Below are 18,682 nucleotides of genomic sequence, written 5' to 3'. Positions count from 1 at the left end.
AAAGTTAAGTTATTAATAACCTGGATTTTGTTTAAGGTTGGTATTTAATCTCAGCTCCGATGTAGGAACAGGATAGATTCTTTTTGTTGTGCTTTTATCCATTGTCAGCACGTCGTTTTGTAAAGGATACTCTGTTTCGAACTGTCCGTAACGTATAAGGTCATTCCTTCTCCATGCTTCCCATGAAAGCTCTCTTGCTCTTTCATCAAGGATGCTTTGCAGGGTGACCGTTGTAGCCAGAGATGCACCTGCTCTTGTACGTACTTTGTTTATCAGGGCCAGCGGAGTTTGCAGTTCACCATTTACTGTGGTTGCAGTTGCACCACGCAGGATAGCTTCAGCTTTCATTAGCATCACATCGGCAAGACGTAAAAACGGCATGTCATTACCATTCAGACGGGTTGCCTGGATAGCATTTACATCCGGCCAGTATTTTACAGAACGGATACCTTTCGCCTGGTCGGCTACAGTATTACCAACGTCCATAGGTTTACCCGGTTTCAGGATCAGATCTCTGGTGAGCTCAATTTGTGTAGTTGTTCCTGCATTATATACTGGTTTCGACAAATCAGGTTTTCTGTTTGCATCAGGTGCGTATTGTTTACCGATCAGCCAGAATGAAGTACGGATATCGTTGGTCAGGTTAAACCTGTCGTAAAATTCAGGAGTAGTACTCATAGAGATACTGAAACCAACACCAGGGATGCCGTAAGCAGTGGCAAGCGCAGGGTAAAAACCAAACCTGGTGATCTGGTTACCCGGAATCTGCTGATCGTAAGGGATAGCAAAAATAGTTTCAGTAATCTGAGGACCATTGTTGACATCGAAAATATCAGAATATTTAGCATCCAATGCATAGTTGGTATTTTTCAATACGCTATCAGCCATGGCTACTGCTTCAGGATATCTTGATCTGCCTGTATAAACCTCAGCGTTGAGGTACATTTTAGAAAGTAATGCGAAAGCCATACCGCGGGTTGGTTTACCATAATATAACTGACTGTTGGAGTTGGTTTTCTGCGGCAGATTCGGAATTACTGCAAGCAATTCTTTCTCAATAAATTCGAAAACCTTATCCCTGCTTACCGTAGCCGGTAAAGCATTTGCCGGAACAGGGAAAGTTTCTATGATAGGTACGTTACCATAAATATCCATCATCATGAAGTAGTATAATGCGCGCATTGCCTTCACTTCTGTTGTTCCTGCAAGTTTGATTGCGTCAGATGAAGGTGCAACAGCAGTTGCCCCGATCAGACGGTTACAGGTGTTGATACCACCAAATCCCCATTCCCATACGGTTTTTACATTGGCGTGGTCAAATGTCCAGGTATGGTAGTGCAGCTGCCTGTATTGTCCACCGTCATCAAAGTTACCGTCCCTTGCAGGCAGGATGGCCTCATCAGTAGATAATTCCTGCATTCTCCAGTAAGGAACTCCATAAGATGAAGAAAGGTTGGAATACATGGTACCGTAAAATGCTGCAAAATCTGCAGAAGTTACCGGAAAGTTTTCTTTTACGTATTGGGAGTCTACGCTCACATCCAATTTAGTGCAGGATGTGGCGGCTAAAATTGCAGCACATGCTGCAGTTAATAAATATATTTTTTTCATTTCTAAGTTGCTAAATGATTAAAATGATGCGTTAACACCGAAGCTCAGCGTACGTGTTTTTGGGTAAAAATTGTTGTTGTCAATACCTGGAGTTGCTCCGCCCATATCAATCTCCGGATCAATTCCTGAGTATTTCGTGATCACGAATACGTTATTCGCTGAGAAATAAAGACGGATAGCTTTGATTGTTGGTGACTTAGGTTTGATGGTATACCCTAGTGTAGCATTGTCCATACGCAGGTAAGAACCGCTTTCCAGGTATCTGTCTGAGATCAGGTAAGCATTCACATCAGCGAAAGATTCAGTTAAGCTTGATCTTGGAATATTCTGCAGCTTGGCATCTGCCGGTGTGTTTAATCCTGCAGCTGTTGCATTCAGGATCTTATTGCCCAGTACTCCGCGAACCAGGAAGTTTAAATCCCATTTTTTATAGTTGAAACTGTTGTTCCATCCATAGATATATTTAGGTTGTGCATTACCGGCAATTTTCATGTCAGTTGTTAAAGGCTGACTTGCTATAGTTTGTCCGGCAGCATTGATGTAAGTACTGATACCTGCAGCATTTTTACCTGCATAATTCCACAGTTTGAAAGTACCCAAAGCCTCTCCTGGCTGGATGATCTGGCTGTAATTTCCAGACTGTCCTTTACCGCCCAGCTGTGCAGTCTGGATAAAGTCGATCTTATAGATGGCATCTGAAAGTGCCTCTACAACATTTTTATTGTGTGAGACATTTGGCGAGGTGGTCCAGGTAAAATTCGGGGTTTTAACTGCTACTGCATTTAAAGTGATCTCGATACCTGAGTTTTTAATCTTTCCAACGTTTGCAGTAATCACGTTTGTAGGATACTGTGTTGTTGAAACCGCATACTGGTCATAGATCAGGTCAGATGTTTTCTTGATATAATAATCCACGGAACCGGTGATCCTGTTTTTGAACAATCCGAAATCAACACCAATGTTGGAAGTTGCTGTACTTTCCCATTTCAGGTCAGGGTTTTCATTTCTAACAGGCCCGATTGCATTGCTGATCAAACCGTTGTTATAAAACTTAGTGCCCGCACCATAAACAAGTAATGATGAAAAGGCGTTGAAACCAAGACTGTTTCCTGATTTACCCCAGCCAGCTCTCAACTTCAGGTCGCTCACTACGGGTACACTTTTCATGAAGTCTTCAGAAATAATTCTCCAGCCTGCAGATACTGCTGGGAACAATCCCCATCGGCTGTTTAATCCGAAAGCAGATGAACCATCATTCCTTAATGAAGCGTTTAACAGGTATTTCTCGTTAAAATTGTATTGTGCCCTTCCGTAGAAAGAGATTAATCTAAGTGTAGAGCTTACCAGTGTCTGATCTAAAATCAGCTGTGAAAGCCCTGTAGGATTAGACAGTGCCGGATTGTTCGCACCTAACTGATCATTGGAGAAACCCTGTGTCTGTAAACCAAAACCGTCATTGGTTTTGTCTTCCTGCCAGGAGTAACCTGCCAGAAATTTAAGGCTATGCTTGCCGAATGTTTTATCATAGTTAAAGTACCCCTCAGCAATTTTGGTGGTATTTAATATTTCTGATCTGATAGCTACTCCGTTAGCATTTCTTGCCAGTCCGGATTGACTGTTTAAATAGGTTTTATTGTTAGTCTGATCTTTTTGGGTTGATAAACTTGCAGTGAATTTCAATCCTTCCATGATATTCAGGGATGCAATACCATTGATCAGTGTTTTTTCATTTTTGTTATTTATCAGGTTGTTGTCAACAACAGAAAGCGGGTTACGTGTTCCGCTGCCTGTTCTCAGATAATTTTCCTTGTAACTGCCGTCTGCATTAAAAGGGCTTACAGTTGGGAAAAAGAACAACATGTTTGAAAGTGCGGTAGTTTGTGAATAAACATCTTCACTGTTTGAAGAACTGTTGGAAACCGTAACACCTAATTTTAACCTGTCATTGAAGAAACGCTGGTTAATATATCCTCTTACAATTGTTCTTTTCAATGAAGTGTTTTTCAGTATCCCCTCATTATTCAGGTAATTGACACTGGCACCGTAATCAGAAGTTTGTCCTGAACCGCCGTATGAAACGTTATGGTTTTGTGAGAAACCTGTTCTTTCGATAAGTTTCTGCCAGTCGGTATCAGAACCGTCATCATCAAGGGCGCTAAGCGGTGCCTGACCATTATCCGCAAGATACTTGCGCAGTTCAGGTGCTGTTAACATATCATAGGTTTTTGATACATTTTCAACAGCTCCGTAGCCACTATAAGATAATCTCGACTGTCCTGCTTTTGATTTTTTTGTGGTGACTATGATTACACCATTGGACGCCCTTGAACCGTAAATTGCAGTGGAAGATGCATCTTTCAGGATGTCAATCGTTTCGATATCTGCCGGAGCCAATAGGTCGATTGACGCTCCGGGTACACCATCAATCACGTAAAAAGGTTCCTGTGCAGCTCCTGTACGGAATGTAGATGGTCCCCTAAGTGTTGTAGAGGGTTGTTTATTCGGGTCACCACTCTTGGTAACGTTTAAACCGGCAACTTTACCCTGCAGTAATTGCGCAGGACTTACCAATACACCCTGATTGAAATCCTCAGAGCCTATAGATACTACTGCCCCTGTAAGGTCTTTCTTATTTGCACTACCGTAACCGATAACAACAACGTCGCTCAGTGTTTTACTGCTTTCTTTCAGTACAATGTTCAACTGTGATCTGGTTCCGGCAGGTATTTCCTGAACAACCATTCCAAGCATATTAAACGTAAGTACATCCTGACCGCTTGTTACCCTGATGGAATACTCACCATCCTGGTTAGCTGTAACAGCAGTTGCTGTTCCTTTTACACGAACAATAACACCTGGTAGAGGGGCGTTGGCCGCATCCGTAACTTTTCCTTTTATAATCCTGCCTGTTTGCTGTGCAATGGCGCTTACCGATAACAACACAGCCAAAATCAATGAAAAGATACCTCTCCATTGAACTTGATTGTTTAACCGGGAAATTAGTGTGTAGTTTTTTTCCATAAATCGTTTTATCTGAAACCCTGTAATTTTGCACAAAGGTGTTCCTCTTAGGTTAACACAACTCTATTACGGTATTATCAAATTGTAAAGAAAAAGGATCGGATTGGACGTTTAGGTTAAGAAATAATACCTAAAAAAATGGAGTAGCTTGAATGAGAGACCTAAATACTTGTTACCGGATGGTTTAACATCAAAGAAAGTTAGCAAATAATATTTGATATAACCAACTGTTTATGAAGTATGTTTCTTTGGGAAGTTAAAAAGAAGGGAGGAAAGTACCGGCAGCAGGAATATGGCAACGGTTAGCAGGGAAATAAACAGGTCTGCCTGCTCGCCTTCCAGAAAGCGCGAAATGGGCGCATGAGGATAAAAATGAGTAAGCAGTGAAGAGGTAAGTTTGAGGCCAAGGATACCGATCACTGTGAAGGCAGCAGTTTCCAGAAAGCTGAACTTCTCCATGAGTTTAACAAAAGCCTGCGCTACAAAACGCATCGCCAGAATCCCGATAAATACACCAATATAGATCAGACCGATATGATCTGTAAACGCTACCGCAGCAAAAACATTGTCGATTGAAAACGCCAGGTCCATTACTTCTACCAGGGCAACAGTAGCCCAGAATACGCCTAAAAGGCCAACCGTTGACCGGTAAAACCAGTTTTTATTTTTATTGGTATCCTCTTCCTGCACAGCGGTATCTTTCTTTTTAAAAAAATAAGACAGGGCAAGATATAAAAGGTAGAAGCCGCCAAGTGGTTTTAACCACCATATTTTAACAAGCCATGCGGCAATAAGCAGACAAATACCCCTGAAGATATAGGCGCCTATAATTCCATATTTCAATGCTTTGCTTCTCTGGTCTTTTGGAAGATCCATTACCATAGTTGCTAAAACTGCCGCATTATCCACTGAAAGCAAGCTTTCAATAACAATAAGGTTTAAAATAATTAAAAGACCGGCTTTCATGTCTTCGCCCAACAGGGTATGCAAAAATTCCATTAATTGTGTTTCTTTTTTAGAAGATTAAACCTGCTTCGTGCTTTATTGTTCTTATTATTTTAGAAATGGGAAGGTTGCTAAACCGTTTTTTAAAGCTATTTAGCAAGAATTTCATTGTCCTCCGGCAATACTTCCTCCAGCTTACGCAAGGTAAAACCGGCAGTGAGGCCGTGTATTCCTATAGAAATGAGGATAATAAATGCAACGATGGCCCACAATTCGTCCTGGTTCTTAAAGAAGGTGGTACTGAATGCAAAGGCCAGATAATAGAGCGATCCCATCCCCCTGATCCCAAAAAAGCTGATGACAAGCTTTTCCTGTATCTTAAGCCGGGTACCGATCAGCCCGATTAAACCGGAAAGCGGCCTGATCACAAAGATAAAGGCCACACCAAACGCAGCCATCGGCCAGGTAAGGCTGTTCATGATACCTCTCACCAGGCTCCCGCCAAATAAGATCAGCATGATAGCCACCAGGATCCGCTCTATCTGATCAGAAAAAGCATGCAGCCTATTGTGGTACCTGTCTTCCCTTTCAGAAGCACGGAGCGTTAAGGCGGCAATAAATACAGCTATAAATCCATACCCGTGAATGAACTCTGTCAAACCGTAAACAGTCAGCGTAGCGGCAATGGATACAAAACCATCCTGCGTGGCAAATGATTCAAATTTCTTAGACAGCGTAAACAGGATATAAGCCAGTAATTTCCCCAGTAAATAGCCTGCTATCAGTCCTGCCAGAATCTGGTATACAACATGTTTCCATGCCCATGTAACCATAAAAGACTGCGCATCAAAAGAGTGCATAGCAATAAGAATGGCCAGCCATACGAAAGGAAAGGCCATTCCGTCATTAAATCCCGCTTCTGCTGTAAGGGAAAACTTTACGTTATCTCGGTCTTCTTCGTTCGGATGCCCTACCTGTACATCAGTTGCCAGTACCGGATCGGTAGGTGATAATACTGCGGCCAGCAGCAATGCTGTAGCCAGGGGCATATTGAAATAGTATACTCCTAAAGCTGTTACTGCTGCAATACACAGCATCATGGTAATAGTCACCAGCCTGAAAGGGATGCGCCAGGCACGAAATGAAAATTTCTGATCTATTTTTAACCCTGTACACATCAGCGAGACAATTACCACCAGTTCTGTCAGATGCATGGTAAGCCCGGGATATTCCCTGGGGTTTGGCGCCGGTAAAAAATCGAAAATACTGTATAACAATATTCCCAGAAGAAGGTAGATAACGGAGTAAGAAATTCTTGTTTTTGCAGTTAACGCAGGCATCCATGCCATTCCCAGAATTCCTACCCCTATAATCGTTATAATAACAAGGTAATGATCCATGGGCTAATAGTCTATTCAATGATAACAATGAACAGGATATTTTGTTAGGGGAATAATGCCCCTAAAGCCTATTGAGGGTTATCTTCAGGATCCTGCCTGGGGATGGGATTCAAATCAGCATCCCAGGTTTCGTCTGCCACATTGAATTCTGCATTCCGCAGCTGACGCCTTTTTCTGACAATATCATTCACATTAACAAAACCATCATACGGGATATGGGTATGATCGTCCTGTTCTTGTTTTGATTTTTCAGCGTCGCTATTTGGATCGGGTTGCATTTTAAGGATGATTGGCAGGTACTGGCCGTAAATATAAAATTAATATTTAAATAAATTATAACGTATTCCCGCAAATCCCCTGATCCCCTGCAAAGGCGCGTAATTATATTCAGTATCAAAGGTATACCCGTTTGGATTACTCAGCGGATCGCCCGCAGTTTTATCGAAAGGATCAAAAGCACGGATCAAAGCATACTTTGGTATGAAATTAAGAAGATTTTTTATTCCCGCATAAATCTCCAGCCCGCTGTCAAACTTTTTAGTGAACTGGATATTGGCCAGCGTAAACCAGGGTGAATATTCCGGGCGGAAATCTTTGGGCTGTACGGGCAAACGCATGGGGCCAGTATATACACCGGTAAGGTCAATGACGAAATCACCTGGAAATGTATAAGATATCAGGTAATTCCCGCTCCATTTCGGTGCATGCAGCTGTGCTGTTTTTTCGGTTCCGCGCCCGTTATCATCCAGCTGATATACGTCTGACCAGGTTAGCCCTGCCGAAATCCTCAAAGGGAAGTTAAAGGTCATCTCTGTGTTCAGAGCAATCCCTCTTGATATTGCATGCCCATTGAGGTTTGCATAAATGATCTTGTCTGGGTCCTGATCAAAATCGCCAGTAATTTTATTGGTGAAATAAGAGTAAAAACCCGTGGCGTCTACATTCAGTAAACCAAATCCTGCAGGTACCTTGAGTACATAATTCAGGTTTCCGTTGTAGGAGCGTTCTGGTTTCAGTTCTTCTGCTATCACTACCTGCCTCGCTCCAGTAAGCGCGGCATGATCTTCGGTAAATAAATTGACCACCCTGAAGCCCGTTCCAAAACTTGCCCTAAAGGTATTCATGGGGTTGGGGGAAAACTTGTAGGCCAGCCGCGGGGAATGGATACTGCCATGGTACTGGTCATAGTCGTAGCGGTAGCCTGCCAGCAAGGTCTGCTTTTCTGTAAATTTCCACTCGTCCTGGATAAAAATCCCCGGCAGTGGAGTTTTTGCAGGCAAATTTTTCAGTCCGTCTGCGGATGCTGTCGCTGGTGTATTGTCATCATACCAGGTATAACGGTAGGTTGCTCCCAGCAGCAGGTTATGTTTTTTGCTTAATTCCTTGTCCCAGTACATCTGGGCAAATCCAACCTGCTGGTTAGCCATAAAGGGATTAAAACCATAGTAAGAATTTTGGTTGTGCCAGTTGTACGAAAGCTGCACCATAATCTTTTCCTTTACCGGCAGCTGGTATAACCCGATGAGCTCCCACCTGCGTGTATAGATGCTCTCCCCATAAATACTGTCGGATCCCCTGTACTGCTTATTCCAGTTCATCTGCCCGCCCCAGCGGTCTTCGTTTACAAAACGGGCAGCCAGACTGGCCTCACGCTTTTCCTTACGGACAAAATTCCATTTATTAAATACAGATATCCGGTGTTGCAGGGTTACATCAGTAAATCCATCACCGTTTTTATCTGTGGGATGCTGATAGTTGAAATAATTTACACCCAGCAAACTCTGGAATTTCTTTCCGCTGAATTTTACGGAGCCATCTACATTGTACTCCTGCCAGGAAGTGCCAAAAGCATCAAAGCTAAACAAGGGGGCTTTTACTGCATTTTTGGTGATCACATTGATTACGCCTCCCATCGCCTCAGAACCATACAGCGATGAAGCCGGGCCTTTTACAACTTCAATATGGTCTACCAGGCTGTTGGGTATACCACTTAACCCGTAAACCGTAGAGAGACTGCTGATAATGGGCATGCCGTCAATCAGGATCAGCGTGTATGCGCCTTCAAGTCCGTTGATATGGATATCACCGGTATTGCAGATATTACAGTTCAACTGCGGCCGTACCCCATTGATCAGTCCCAGGGCCTCGAACAGGTTTGGCGTAGGATTCTTCTGAAAAAATGCAGGTGTGTAAACTTCTACCGGCACAGGGCTGTCCAGTTTACGCACCGCTTTCATGGTGCCGGTAACAACTACCTCATTCAGATCGTCTGATTTTTCTCTCAGTTCAATATCCAGTTTAAGGGTGCTATCCGCAAGGATACTGATTTCCTGATGGTGCGTAAGATAACCTACAGCGGTAACGCTGAGCTCATAGTTGCCCGCAGGTACATTTTTTAAGCTGTAAAGGCCGTCCTGATCTGAAAGCGTTTTATGCGTAGTTTTCTTTAAAAGTACAGTGGCACCTTTGAGGGCTATTTCGCCTAGACTGATCTTTCCCGCAAGTGTTCCCTGCTGGGCCGCAACTGAAAGCGACAGGCATAGGAAAAGAAGAGTAATTAGTTGTTTCATGCAATATATATTAGCCTAATCAATCTATTTTAATTTGGTTTGACAAATATATATAATTAGACATGACTAATTTATGTAATTGGACAAATATTTATTTACTTTTGATGCATCAGCTCAGACATGAAGAAAACCTACTCCGAAGAGAACTACCTTAAAGCCATTTACCATCTTGGTAAAAGTGATAATAAAGTAAGCCCGAAGGCTATCGCAGATGCGCTGGAGAACAATCCGGCTTCGGTTATTGATATGCTTAAAAAGCTGCAGGATAAAGACCTGATCAGTTATGATAAGGTACAGGGCGCAATTCTGAGCCACAGTGGTGAAGCCGCTGCACTGGATATTATACGCAAACACAGGCTCTGGGAGGTTTTTCTGGTAGAGAAACTGCAATATGGCTGGGATGAAGTGCATGCTATTGCTGAACAGCTGGAGCATATCCACGATGAGCAGCTGGCAAAAAAACTGGATGACTTTTTAGGAAACCCCTCTTTTGATCCTCACGGTGATCCTATTCCTGCACAAAATGGGAAGATGCCGGTTTATGCAAGCACAAGGTTGAGTGATACTGAGGCCGACCAGTTATGTAAAGTTGGAAGCGTAAGGGATACTTCTACCGCATTTCTAAAATATCTGAAACAGCTGAAGGTAGGTTTGGGTTCCAGCATCAGGGTAATCGAAAAGATGGAATTTGATCAGTCGATGATCATTTCTATTGATGAAGGCGAGCCAAAAACAGTTTCCAGCAAGATGACCGATAACATTCTCGTCATCCTGGAGTAAACGATTTTTCGCAATTATAAAACCTTGTAGCCCCGCTGCTGTTTACTAAATGAAGATTAACCTTCCCAGCCCGCATGAAAAAAATCCTTCAGGTTTTAAACATTGTTACCCTGTTATTTACGATTGGCATCAACTACCTTTTTAACGGTCAGCAGGGAAAACCCTCCATTTCTGATATTTCAGCAAAGTACGATAACCTGCTTACGCCTGCCGGATATGCTTTTGGCATCTGGGGATTAATTTATATCGCACTGCTTATTTTTGCCGTTTATCAGGCTGCAGATCTTTTCAGAAAAGACCTTAAGAGAGACTTCATCCTGAGAATTGGGTGGTGGTTTATTATTGCCAATCTGGCTAATGCAGCATGGGTATGGGCCTTCACGAGTGATCAGCCGGGTCTGTCGCTCCTGATCATGCTGGTAATTTTCTTCGCCCTGCTTAAAATCGTTATCAATACCCGGATGGAGAAATGGGACGCCCCCAATCCCGTCATATTTTATATCTGGTGGCCATTCAGCCTCTATTTTGGCTGGATCAATGTTGCGTTGATCGTTAATATATCAGCCTACCTGACCGCTATTCAATGGACGGGCGCACCTGTAAGCACTGAGATATGGGCAGTACTTGTGCTACTGGTAGCGGCATTTATATTCATAGCTATGACATGGACACGTAACATGAGAGAGTACGCGAATGTAGGTGTCTGGGGAATTGTTGGTATTGCTGTAAAAAACTGGGGCGAACACCCCCTGGTTACCTGGACAGCCATTGCTGTATCACTATTGATATTTATCAGTGCCTCAGCACATGGACATATGAACAGGGCTACCGGGCCTTTTACGAAGAGAGACAGAAGTAAATTATTAAACGACTATGGAGAATCAGAACAATAAAACAGAAAAAGATCAGGTAAAACCTGACGGAATTGATCAATGGAACGACCGCCTGGACGAGAACCTGGAACCTGAAAAAGAGGGTGATGTAACCGCCGATGAAAAGGCCAGGGAATTTTCTGAAAAAGAAGGCAGCGGTGATCAGTCTGATGAAGGGGAAGTATAAACTACTTCCCTTTTTCCCTTGCTGCTTTAAACTCTGAGCCCTCTTTCCATTTCGGGAAGGTTGTTTCATTACTCAACCGGAAACCCAGATCGAATAACAACCTCACATCTTCTACCATGCCGGATACATCGGCTTTAGGATCAAAGTTATCCTGTGGTGAGTGATAGCGTGATTTAAAAAAATCATCAGCCTGTTGCTGTCCCCAGGCTTTTCCATGTTCCAGATTATCGACACCCGAACCTGTGAATAAAGAAGGGATACCTACCTTGGCAAGATTGAAGTGATCAGAGCGATAGTATAGCCCTGTAGAAGGTTTTGGATCTTTAACCGTCACGCGGCCCTGTTTTTTAGCAGACACTGCAGCATAATCTTCAAGATCTGACTGGCCAAACCCATATATCACAATGTCTTTGGTTTTTCCCGCAAGTCCCATCATGTCCATATTGATATCGGCAACCGTTTTGTCCACCGGAAAAACCGGATGTTTGGCATAATATTCAGAGCCCAGTAATCCCTGTTCCTCACCGGTAAAGGAAACAAACACTACCGAGCGTTCAGGTTTTGCTTTTTGGAAAGCCGCAGCAAGATCCAGCAGGGCAGCTACACCCGTGGCATTGTCTGTCATTCCGTTATAAATAGAATCACCTTTAACGGGTTCGCCGGTACCCAAATGATCCCAGTGTGCGGAATAAATGATGTTTTCATCAGGTCTTTTTGTTCCGGGCAATACGGCTACCACGTTATTTGAAACAGACTTTTTGATGGTATTATTGACTGTTAATGAAGTTGTTGTTTTTAAATCTACTGCTTTAAAACCAGGCTTTAGCGCCTGTGCGAAAAGCGCGTCCGACTGTCCGCTGAGTTTAAATAGCTGCCTGGCTACATCCAGCGTGATCCAGCCTTCCACAATTGCCCTTGACATATTATTGTCTTTTTCTTCGAGCTGCAGCTTTGATTTAGACCATCCGCTGCGCACTACTGACCATGGATAAGCTGCCGGGGCAGTATCATGGATAATCAGAATTGCTGCAGCACCCTGACGGGCGGCTTCCTCAAATTTATAGGTCCAGCGACCGTAATAGGTCATGCTTTTGCCTTTAAACAGGGTGGAATCCGAGAATCCCGGATCATTGATCATCACTACTACAGTTTTGCCTTTAACATCCAGTCCGGCATAGTCATTCCATTTGTATTCCGGGGCCACAATGCCATAACCAGCAAAAACCAGCGGTGAGTTTTCAAGGTTTACCTTTGGTAAAACCCTTCTGGTCCCTGCTACGAATTCTGTGAGGTAATTTGCCGTTACACTTCCGGAGGTTCCTTTAAAAACCATTTTGCTCTCAGGCACCGACTTTATTTCCACCATAGGTACTGCCTGGAAATAACTGTCGCCGTTGCCCGGTTTCAATCCCAGAGCACTGAACTGCTCTTTCAGGTAATTGATGGATTTTGTCTCCCCGATGGTAAAAGGTTTTCTGCCCATGAATTCGTCAGAAGCCAGCACACTCAGGTGTTTCACAAAACTGGAATCACTGATCATTTTAACGATAGCAGAATCTGCAGCAGCTGTAGATTCGGTACTTCCTTTTTGCTTACAGGCAGTAAAACAAAATCCGGCAGCAACCAGGCAAAATATGGTCTTTTTCATGTGATAATCTTATGTATTAAAAAACTACTACGGCTTTTATTGCTCCGTTTGCAGGATTGATCAGTTCTGAAAACTGGTACTTCATTTCATCAAATTCCACCTTGTGGGTAATGTAATTTTCAGGCTGAACAGAACCGTCCCTGATACAGGATACTACCTGCTCAAAATCTTCGGGCAGTGCATTACGGCTGCTCATCAGGGTAGCTTCCCGTTTATGAAATTCGGGATGACTGATTACCAATTCTTCTTTCTGCAGGCCAATAAGCACATACCTTCCTCCATGGGCAAGATACTGCACACCGGAGTTAATTGCCTTCAGGTTTCCTGTGCAATCCATAACAACTGTTGGCATATCCCCGCCGGTAATCTCCATTAAACGTTCCATTACATTTTCAGTAAGCGGATTTATCGTGTATGGAATCCCAAAGGTATCCCTGCAGAATTCAAGCCGCTGTGGATTCACATCCATTGCGATTACCCTTCCCCCGGCTATGGCGGCAAAATCCATGGTACCCAGTCCAATGGGGCCTGCGCCCATAACAAGCACAAATTCATCCATTTCTATACCAGCACGCCTCACCCCATGGGCACCTATTGCCAGTGGTTCTACAAGGACAAGCTCGTCCGCAGATAATCCTTCCCCGCGCACAAGCGCATAATTGGGCACCGAAATATATCCCCTCATACCGCCATCGATATGCACACCAAATACTTCCATCTTCACACAGCAATTGGTTTTGCCGTTCCTGCAGGCTACACATCTGCCACAGTAGAAATAGGGACTGATGCTTACAATTTCGCCGGTACTAAATCCACTGCCTTCCTGGGTGTGTACAATTTCGGCGGCAATTTCATGACCGAGTATCCTTGGGTAATTGAAGAAAGGCTGTGTGCCTTCAAAAGCATGGATATCCGTTCCGCAAATACCTACCCGCAACACTTTTAACAAACTGTAACTTTCCCGTTCTTCGGGCATTTCGGTAACGATATATTCAAATTCACCGGGGGTATTGCAAATCAATGTTTTCATTTATCTGTAGCTGTTTATTAATCCTTCCTCTTGCATAGCCTTCCAGAATGCCTCTGGTATCTGCTGGTTGGCCATAGCAATATTTACTTGTACTTTTTCCGGCCGGGTTGTATTCATCGCAATACTTTCCACACCGGGAATATGCAGTCCGAAATCCACACATGCTTCGGCCGGCTGGATGTTATACTGAAGACAAAGCTTATAAAAGCGGTCGCGCCAATCATATAACAACCTTCCGCTGGCCGAATCAGGGTCTGCCAGCTGGTAATTAAAATAGTCGCTCCCGGTTAAAAACCCGCCGTTGAATACCGCCGAGTTGATCACACGGACGTTTTGTGAGGCCAGTAAAGCAATAAAATCCAGCAATTCCTGCGGATGGGAAAGCACGGTCAGGCTATTGGCGATCATCACCCAATCCAATGGCACATCTGCCGCAATCCTGCGGATCACTTTCCAGTCTTTTGAACCCACTCCTACTGCCAGTACTTTACCTTTTTTTTTAAGTTCTGCCAATGCGATGTAAGCATCCAGGATATCCTGATACAGTTCATCTTCATGTCCTTTACTGCTGGCAGTTGCCAGGTACTCGTCTGGATCATGAACGGAAACCAATTGCGCGCTGTATTTACCAAGCAGTGCATTTCCCTGCTCAAAACATTCCAGGATGCCCTGGTAACTTATCTTTTGTACAGCATCATGTTTTATATCCACCCATACTCCTTTTTCAAATGAAGGCTCCGGACCAGACAGCTCTGTACGCAGCCATCCAAGTTTATTACTGATCAAAATATCTTCGGGATGAATATCCAGTTCTGCAAGACAGGCTCCCAACACTTCGAGCGATAAGCCTGCGCCGTATTTACCGGCAGAATCAAATACAGGTTTACCTGCTGAATGAAGGATACACTGACGAACGATCTCCTTTTTTTCCGGATAGGGAACAGCCTGATAAAGATTACCTAAACCACTGGTACCAAAAATGACTTTGGGCAGCGACAGGCTTGCTGAAGGGGCATTGTCCATAGGAGTTTTTTATAAATGATAGAAATCTATTGCGTTTTTTCCGAAAAAGAGCTCCTGTTCATTTATTGTAAATGAACTGAACCAGGATCTTACAATCTGGATAACCTCAGTGTAATTCCCTGCGGCAAGACATACCGGCCAGTCTGAGCCATACATTACTCTCTTCGTGCCAAATGCATTTAAAACTACGTCAAGGTAAGGAATAAAATCCTCAGATCTCCAACTTTGGAGCTCAGCCTCGGTTACCATACCAGAAATTTTACAATGCACATTTTCATGTTTGGCTACCAGCCCGATATCCCTCTTCCAGTCGCTGATCTCGCCGGCTTTGATACCTGGTTTGGCCAGATGATCAATTACAAAACGCTGGTTCGGAAACCTGGAAACCAGCTGAGGGATAAAGCGCAGCTGATCCTGTAAAATCAGGATATCATAACTGAAATTATACTTTTCCAGCAGGGATATCCCATTTAAAAAAGCGGGTTGCAGACACAGGTCGCGCTGTTTTTCTCCCTGCAGGATATGGCGGAAGCCTTTTAGCGCCGGCATCTGTGCGTATGCACTCAATGTTTCCTCTATGGCTGGCGACTGCAAATCTGCCCAGCCCACTACGCCTTTAATGACATCATGCCGATCACTTAATGCCAGCAGGAAATCTGTTTCTTCCATAGTCTGGTCTGCCTGGACAGCAACACAGCCCTGTACTTCATTTTCCTGCAGCACAGGCTCCAGGTCTGCGGGTAAAAAATCCCTTCTGATGACAGCCATATCGTCACCTATCCAGTCGTGCTTTACAGGATCATATATCCAGAAATGCTGATGCGAGTCGATCGTTACCATATGTTTTACTTAATGGGCCACACTGAGTTTAATCTTTCCTACCCTGATATTTGTGAGCGCGAAATAAAAGATCACTGCAAAACAAACTGCAGGAACCGCATAGGCCACCTGGATGTTGGTACGGTCAGATAATCTGCCCATCAGCACAGGGAAAACTGCGCCGCCAACGATTGCCATGATGACCATCGAGGACCCTTCTTTCATTCTCGATCCCAGTCCGCGGATACTCAGGGAGAAGATGGTTGGGAACATAATAGACATAAAGAATTCAACACCCATCAGTGCATAAACCGATGCTTTGCCATGCAGCATCACCGCTGCAACGATCAGCGCAATATTAATTATACTGTAAATTGCCAGCAGTTTTGAAGGCGCAATATATTTCATTAAAAAGGTTCCGATAAACCTGCCCGCCATAAATCCAAGCAGGGCGCCAGATAAAAACAGGGCTGCCGACTTTTCCTCAATCCCTGCAACATGTGAGGAGAAACGGATAAAGAAACTGCTTACACAGGTTTGGGCACCTACATAGAAAAATTGCGCCGTAACGCCAAGCATCAGGTTTTTTTCTTTCAGTAGTGAGCCTGTAGCTTCGAGGTGACCTTTTTCGTCCTCAATCTCCGGCAAGGGGGTTCTGATCAGGAAAAGTGCGATCAGCAGTACTACGGCTCCAATGATCAGGAAGGGAATCTGCACCGCAGAAGCTTCATTATCCAGATAGGTATTGAGCTGTTCAGGGCTCATTGCTATTTGTGCATCAGCACTCAGTGTGTGTCCTGAAAGGATAAACATTCCTCCAAGTAATGGTGCGAGAGTTGCCGCCAGACCATTGAAAGACTGCGCAAAGTTTAGTCGCTGCGTAGCACCTTCAGGATCGCCCAAAACAGTGATATAAGGATTGGCAGCCGTTTCCAGGAAGGTAAGGCCACTGGCAATTACAAACAGGGCTATCAGGAAAAACACATATGACCGGGTAGCTGCAGCGGGGTAGAATAAAAATGCACCAATAGCAAAAAGGGTAAGCCCGAATACAATCCCGCCTTTATATCCAAATTTTTTCATAAACCAGCCTGCAGGCAGTGCCAGCAGAAAATAGGCGATGTAGGATGCAGAGTCAATAAATGCCGATTGTGTATCGGTAAGCTGACATGCTTTTTTCAGATGCGGAATAAGGATAGGGTTTAAGTTTAATGCAAATCCCCAGAGGAAAAACAGGGAGATGATCAGTACTACAGCAAAATGATTCTTTTTCATTTTTTATCGTTTGTATACAGGTTTTACAATTTATATTGGCTCAGGCTAAAGAAAGGTTGTTTTTGCTAAAAAAAGCAATACAAGGTTATCCAGTTATTAAGCTATTTTGTCCTCTTAAACGGATAACTAGCACCTATGGTGACTAATATAATGAAGAATAGCGGTTTGCCGCCAGTTTGCCTGGTTTTTTTGAGGGGAAGAGTCCGATATTGATAGAAAAGGAGACCCCTGTGGATTTCAGGTCTACGTCATAGTTGCCTATACCTGTAAGGGGCAATTTTGCAAAGGGCTGCACACCAATACTGATGGTTTTACTGATCTGGTGATCCAGGCTTAAAGATACATTGGCAATACCAAAAACATGCTGGTTCTGGTTGTTGATCACCGTAGTACTTACCTGCTGTGGCTGATCCGGCCTGTCAATAATATAATCGTATTTTTCTTTCAGCATAAAATAGCTCGAAAGACCGGTATTGACACTCACCGAGAACTTTCTCTTATCCAGCAGTTTATAATTTACGTTTACCGGGACATCAATTACATTACAGTCGGCTTTCACTTCCCAGTCTGTTCCTGCAGGAGACGAATAAATATTATCCCCTGCGGGGTTTGAGCCATAATTGTAATATTTTTTGGCATAAATTGCTCCCGAAGTAAGACTGAATTTTGAACCAAGGGCGTAAGTTGCCAGTACACCAAAGTTCTTACTGACTTTTGAAGACCTGTTTGAACCTGATGGCCCTGAAGAAATATCAGGAGCAGCCATGGCAGTCAAGATCAGGTTAGGCCGCTGAGAGAAGGCTTCGTCCATTTTCTTTTGTACACTTTTTGCGATTGCTGTATGATTGAGCTTTTCCAGGGGATCTTTGCTGAGTGCCAGTGCCATTGCTTTTTGTGCGATGATTGCGCTGTCCGAGACCGCAGCAGCAGGCCGTTCAGGGGTTTTCACAGCAATGGGGTTTGCCAATTTAAATGGAGCGGCTGCAGTATTAAGCGGAGCTATCTGGCTGATTTTGATATTGTCTTTTACTATTGGTGCTGAAGCAAAAGCATCCCTGGAGATCACATTATAACCAGCCCAGGCATCCCCATTGTTATTACCGGTCCATTGACCATGATATCCAGGGGAGCTGACAGCAGCAGGGGTACCTGTTGCATTGGAGGCAGTACTTTCAGCTGAAAGCCCTTTGGGGTTGATTGTTACAGCATCAGCTCCCGTAGCCTGCTTATGTTTTTTAAGTCCTGGTGCTATCCTTTTAATAGTCACCGGGTTATTTACACCTGTTTCAGAGACAGAGGGATTTAATAAAAACCAGAAAAGGAAAATCAGCAATGCGGCGGCAACTCCGCTTGCTGTAAATACCCAGATGGGTACAATTCTCTTTTTCTTTGTTTCATCCAGTTTACGCGCCATCTTTTCCCAGTCCATTTCATTGAAAGGAATCTGGGGGTCATTCAGGCCGCGTTTAAATAACTGATCTATCTCGTTCTCGGTTTCCAT

At 43.8% G+C, this 18,682-nt stretch carries 15 protein-coding genes; 3 read left to right on the top strand and 12 right to left on the bottom strand.

The window, feature by feature from the left end; genetic code table 11:
- Positions 1-12: 12 nt before the first annotated feature.
- The 6 genes from ABWY16_RS17535 to ABWY16_RS17510 all read right to left on the bottom strand — a co-directional run bounded on the left by ABWY16_RS17535 (position 13) and on the right by ABWY16_RS17510 (position 9,547).
- Complete coding sequence (locus ABWY16_RS17535) at positions 13-1,611, bottom strand: RagB/SusD family nutrient uptake outer membrane protein (protein ID WP_353905959.1); 1,599 nt, start codon at positions 1,609-1,611, stop codon at positions 13-15.
- A gap of 18 nt (positions 1,612-1,629) precedes the next feature.
- Positions 1,630-4,632: a SusC/RagA family TonB-linked outer membrane protein gene (locus ABWY16_RS17530; RefSeq protein ID WP_353905958.1), complete on the bottom strand. Its 3,003-nt coding sequence runs from the start codon at positions 4,630-4,632 to the stop codon at positions 1,630-1,632.
- A gap of 231 nt (positions 4,633-4,863) precedes the next feature.
- Positions 4,864-5,631: a TerC family protein gene (locus tag ABWY16_RS17525; RefSeq protein ID WP_353905957.1), complete on the bottom strand. Its 768-nt coding sequence runs from the start codon at positions 5,629-5,631 to the stop codon at positions 4,864-4,866.
- A gap of 95 nt (positions 5,632-5,726) precedes the next feature.
- Entirely contained in the window at positions 5,727-6,977 is a 1,251-nt protein-coding gene (locus ABWY16_RS17520; protein ID WP_353905956.1) for a cation:proton antiporter, read from the bottom strand.
- A gap of 68 nt (positions 6,978-7,045) precedes the next feature.
- Entirely contained in the window at positions 7,046-7,255 is a 210-nt protein-coding gene (locus ABWY16_RS17515) for a hypothetical protein (protein WP_353905955.1), read from the bottom strand.
- A gap of 39 nt (positions 7,256-7,294) precedes the next feature.
- Positions 7,295-9,547, bottom strand: a complete 2,253-nt coding sequence (locus ABWY16_RS17510) for a TonB-dependent receptor (RefSeq protein WP_353905954.1) — start codon at positions 9,545-9,547, stop codon at positions 7,295-7,297.
- A 120-nt stretch (positions 9,548-9,667) separates the two neighbouring features.
- Here ABWY16_RS17510 and ABWY16_RS17505 point away from each other — a divergent pair, with 120 nt between their 5' ends.
- The 3 genes from ABWY16_RS17505 (at position 9,668) to ABWY16_RS17495 (ending at position 11,386) form a co-directional block, all read left to right on the top strand.
- On the top strand, positions 9,668-10,327 hold the full coding sequence (locus tag ABWY16_RS17505; RefSeq protein WP_353905953.1) for a metal-dependent transcriptional regulator: 660 nt from the start codon (positions 9,668-9,670) through the stop codon (positions 10,325-10,327).
- 74 nt (positions 10,328-10,401) lie between these two features.
- Positions 10,402-11,220, top strand: coding sequence for a TspO-related membrane protein (locus tag ABWY16_RS17500; RefSeq protein WP_353905952.1), 819 nt, complete (start codon positions 10,402-10,404; stop codon positions 11,218-11,220).
- Entirely contained in the window at positions 11,201-11,386 is a 186-nt protein-coding gene (locus ABWY16_RS17495; protein WP_353905951.1) for a hypothetical protein, read from the top strand. The genes ABWY16_RS17500 and ABWY16_RS17495 overlap by 20 nt, the downstream gene beginning before the upstream one ends.
- Before the next feature lies 1 nt (position 11,387).
- Here the strand turns inward: ABWY16_RS17495 and ABWY16_RS17490 are convergent, their stop codons facing one another.
- The 6 genes from ABWY16_RS17490 to ABWY16_RS17465 all read right to left on the bottom strand — a co-directional run bounded on the left by ABWY16_RS17490 (position 11,388) and on the right by ABWY16_RS17465 (position 18,682).
- Positions 11,388-13,034: a M28 family metallopeptidase gene (locus tag ABWY16_RS17490; protein WP_353905950.1), complete on the bottom strand. Its 1,647-nt coding sequence runs from the start codon at positions 13,032-13,034 to the stop codon at positions 11,388-11,390.
- 16 nt (positions 13,035-13,050) lie between these two features.
- Entirely contained in the window at positions 13,051-14,064 is a 1,014-nt protein-coding gene (locus ABWY16_RS17485; protein WP_353905949.1) for a zinc-binding alcohol dehydrogenase family protein, read from the bottom strand.
- Positions 14,065-15,087 (bottom strand): aldo/keto reductase, encoded by a 1,023-nt coding sequence (locus tag ABWY16_RS17480; protein WP_353905948.1) that lies wholly within the window; start codon positions 15,085-15,087, stop codon positions 14,065-14,067.
- Between the two features lie 9 nt (positions 15,088-15,096).
- On the bottom strand, positions 15,097-15,927 hold the full coding sequence (locus ABWY16_RS17475) for an amidohydrolase family protein (protein WP_353905947.1): 831 nt from the start codon (positions 15,925-15,927) through the stop codon (positions 15,097-15,099).
- Between the two features lie 9 nt (positions 15,928-15,936).
- Positions 15,937-17,181: an L-fucose:H+ symporter permease gene (gene fucP / locus ABWY16_RS17470; RefSeq protein WP_353905946.1), complete on the bottom strand. Its 1,245-nt coding sequence runs from the start codon at positions 17,179-17,181 to the stop codon at positions 15,937-15,939.
- Positions 17,182-17,323: 142 nt separating this feature from the next.
- Positions 17,324-18,682: a hypothetical protein gene (locus tag ABWY16_RS17465; protein ID WP_353905945.1), complete on the bottom strand. Its 1,359-nt coding sequence runs from the start codon at positions 18,680-18,682 to the stop codon at positions 17,324-17,326.

Source organism: Pedobacter sp. (assembly GCF_040513095.1).
Taxonomy (GTDB): Bacteria; Bacteroidota; Bacteroidia; order Sphingobacteriales; family Sphingobacteriaceae; genus Pedobacter.
Note: the sequence above shows the minus strand (reverse complement) of the source record. Positions and strands in the feature narration are given on the sequence as shown.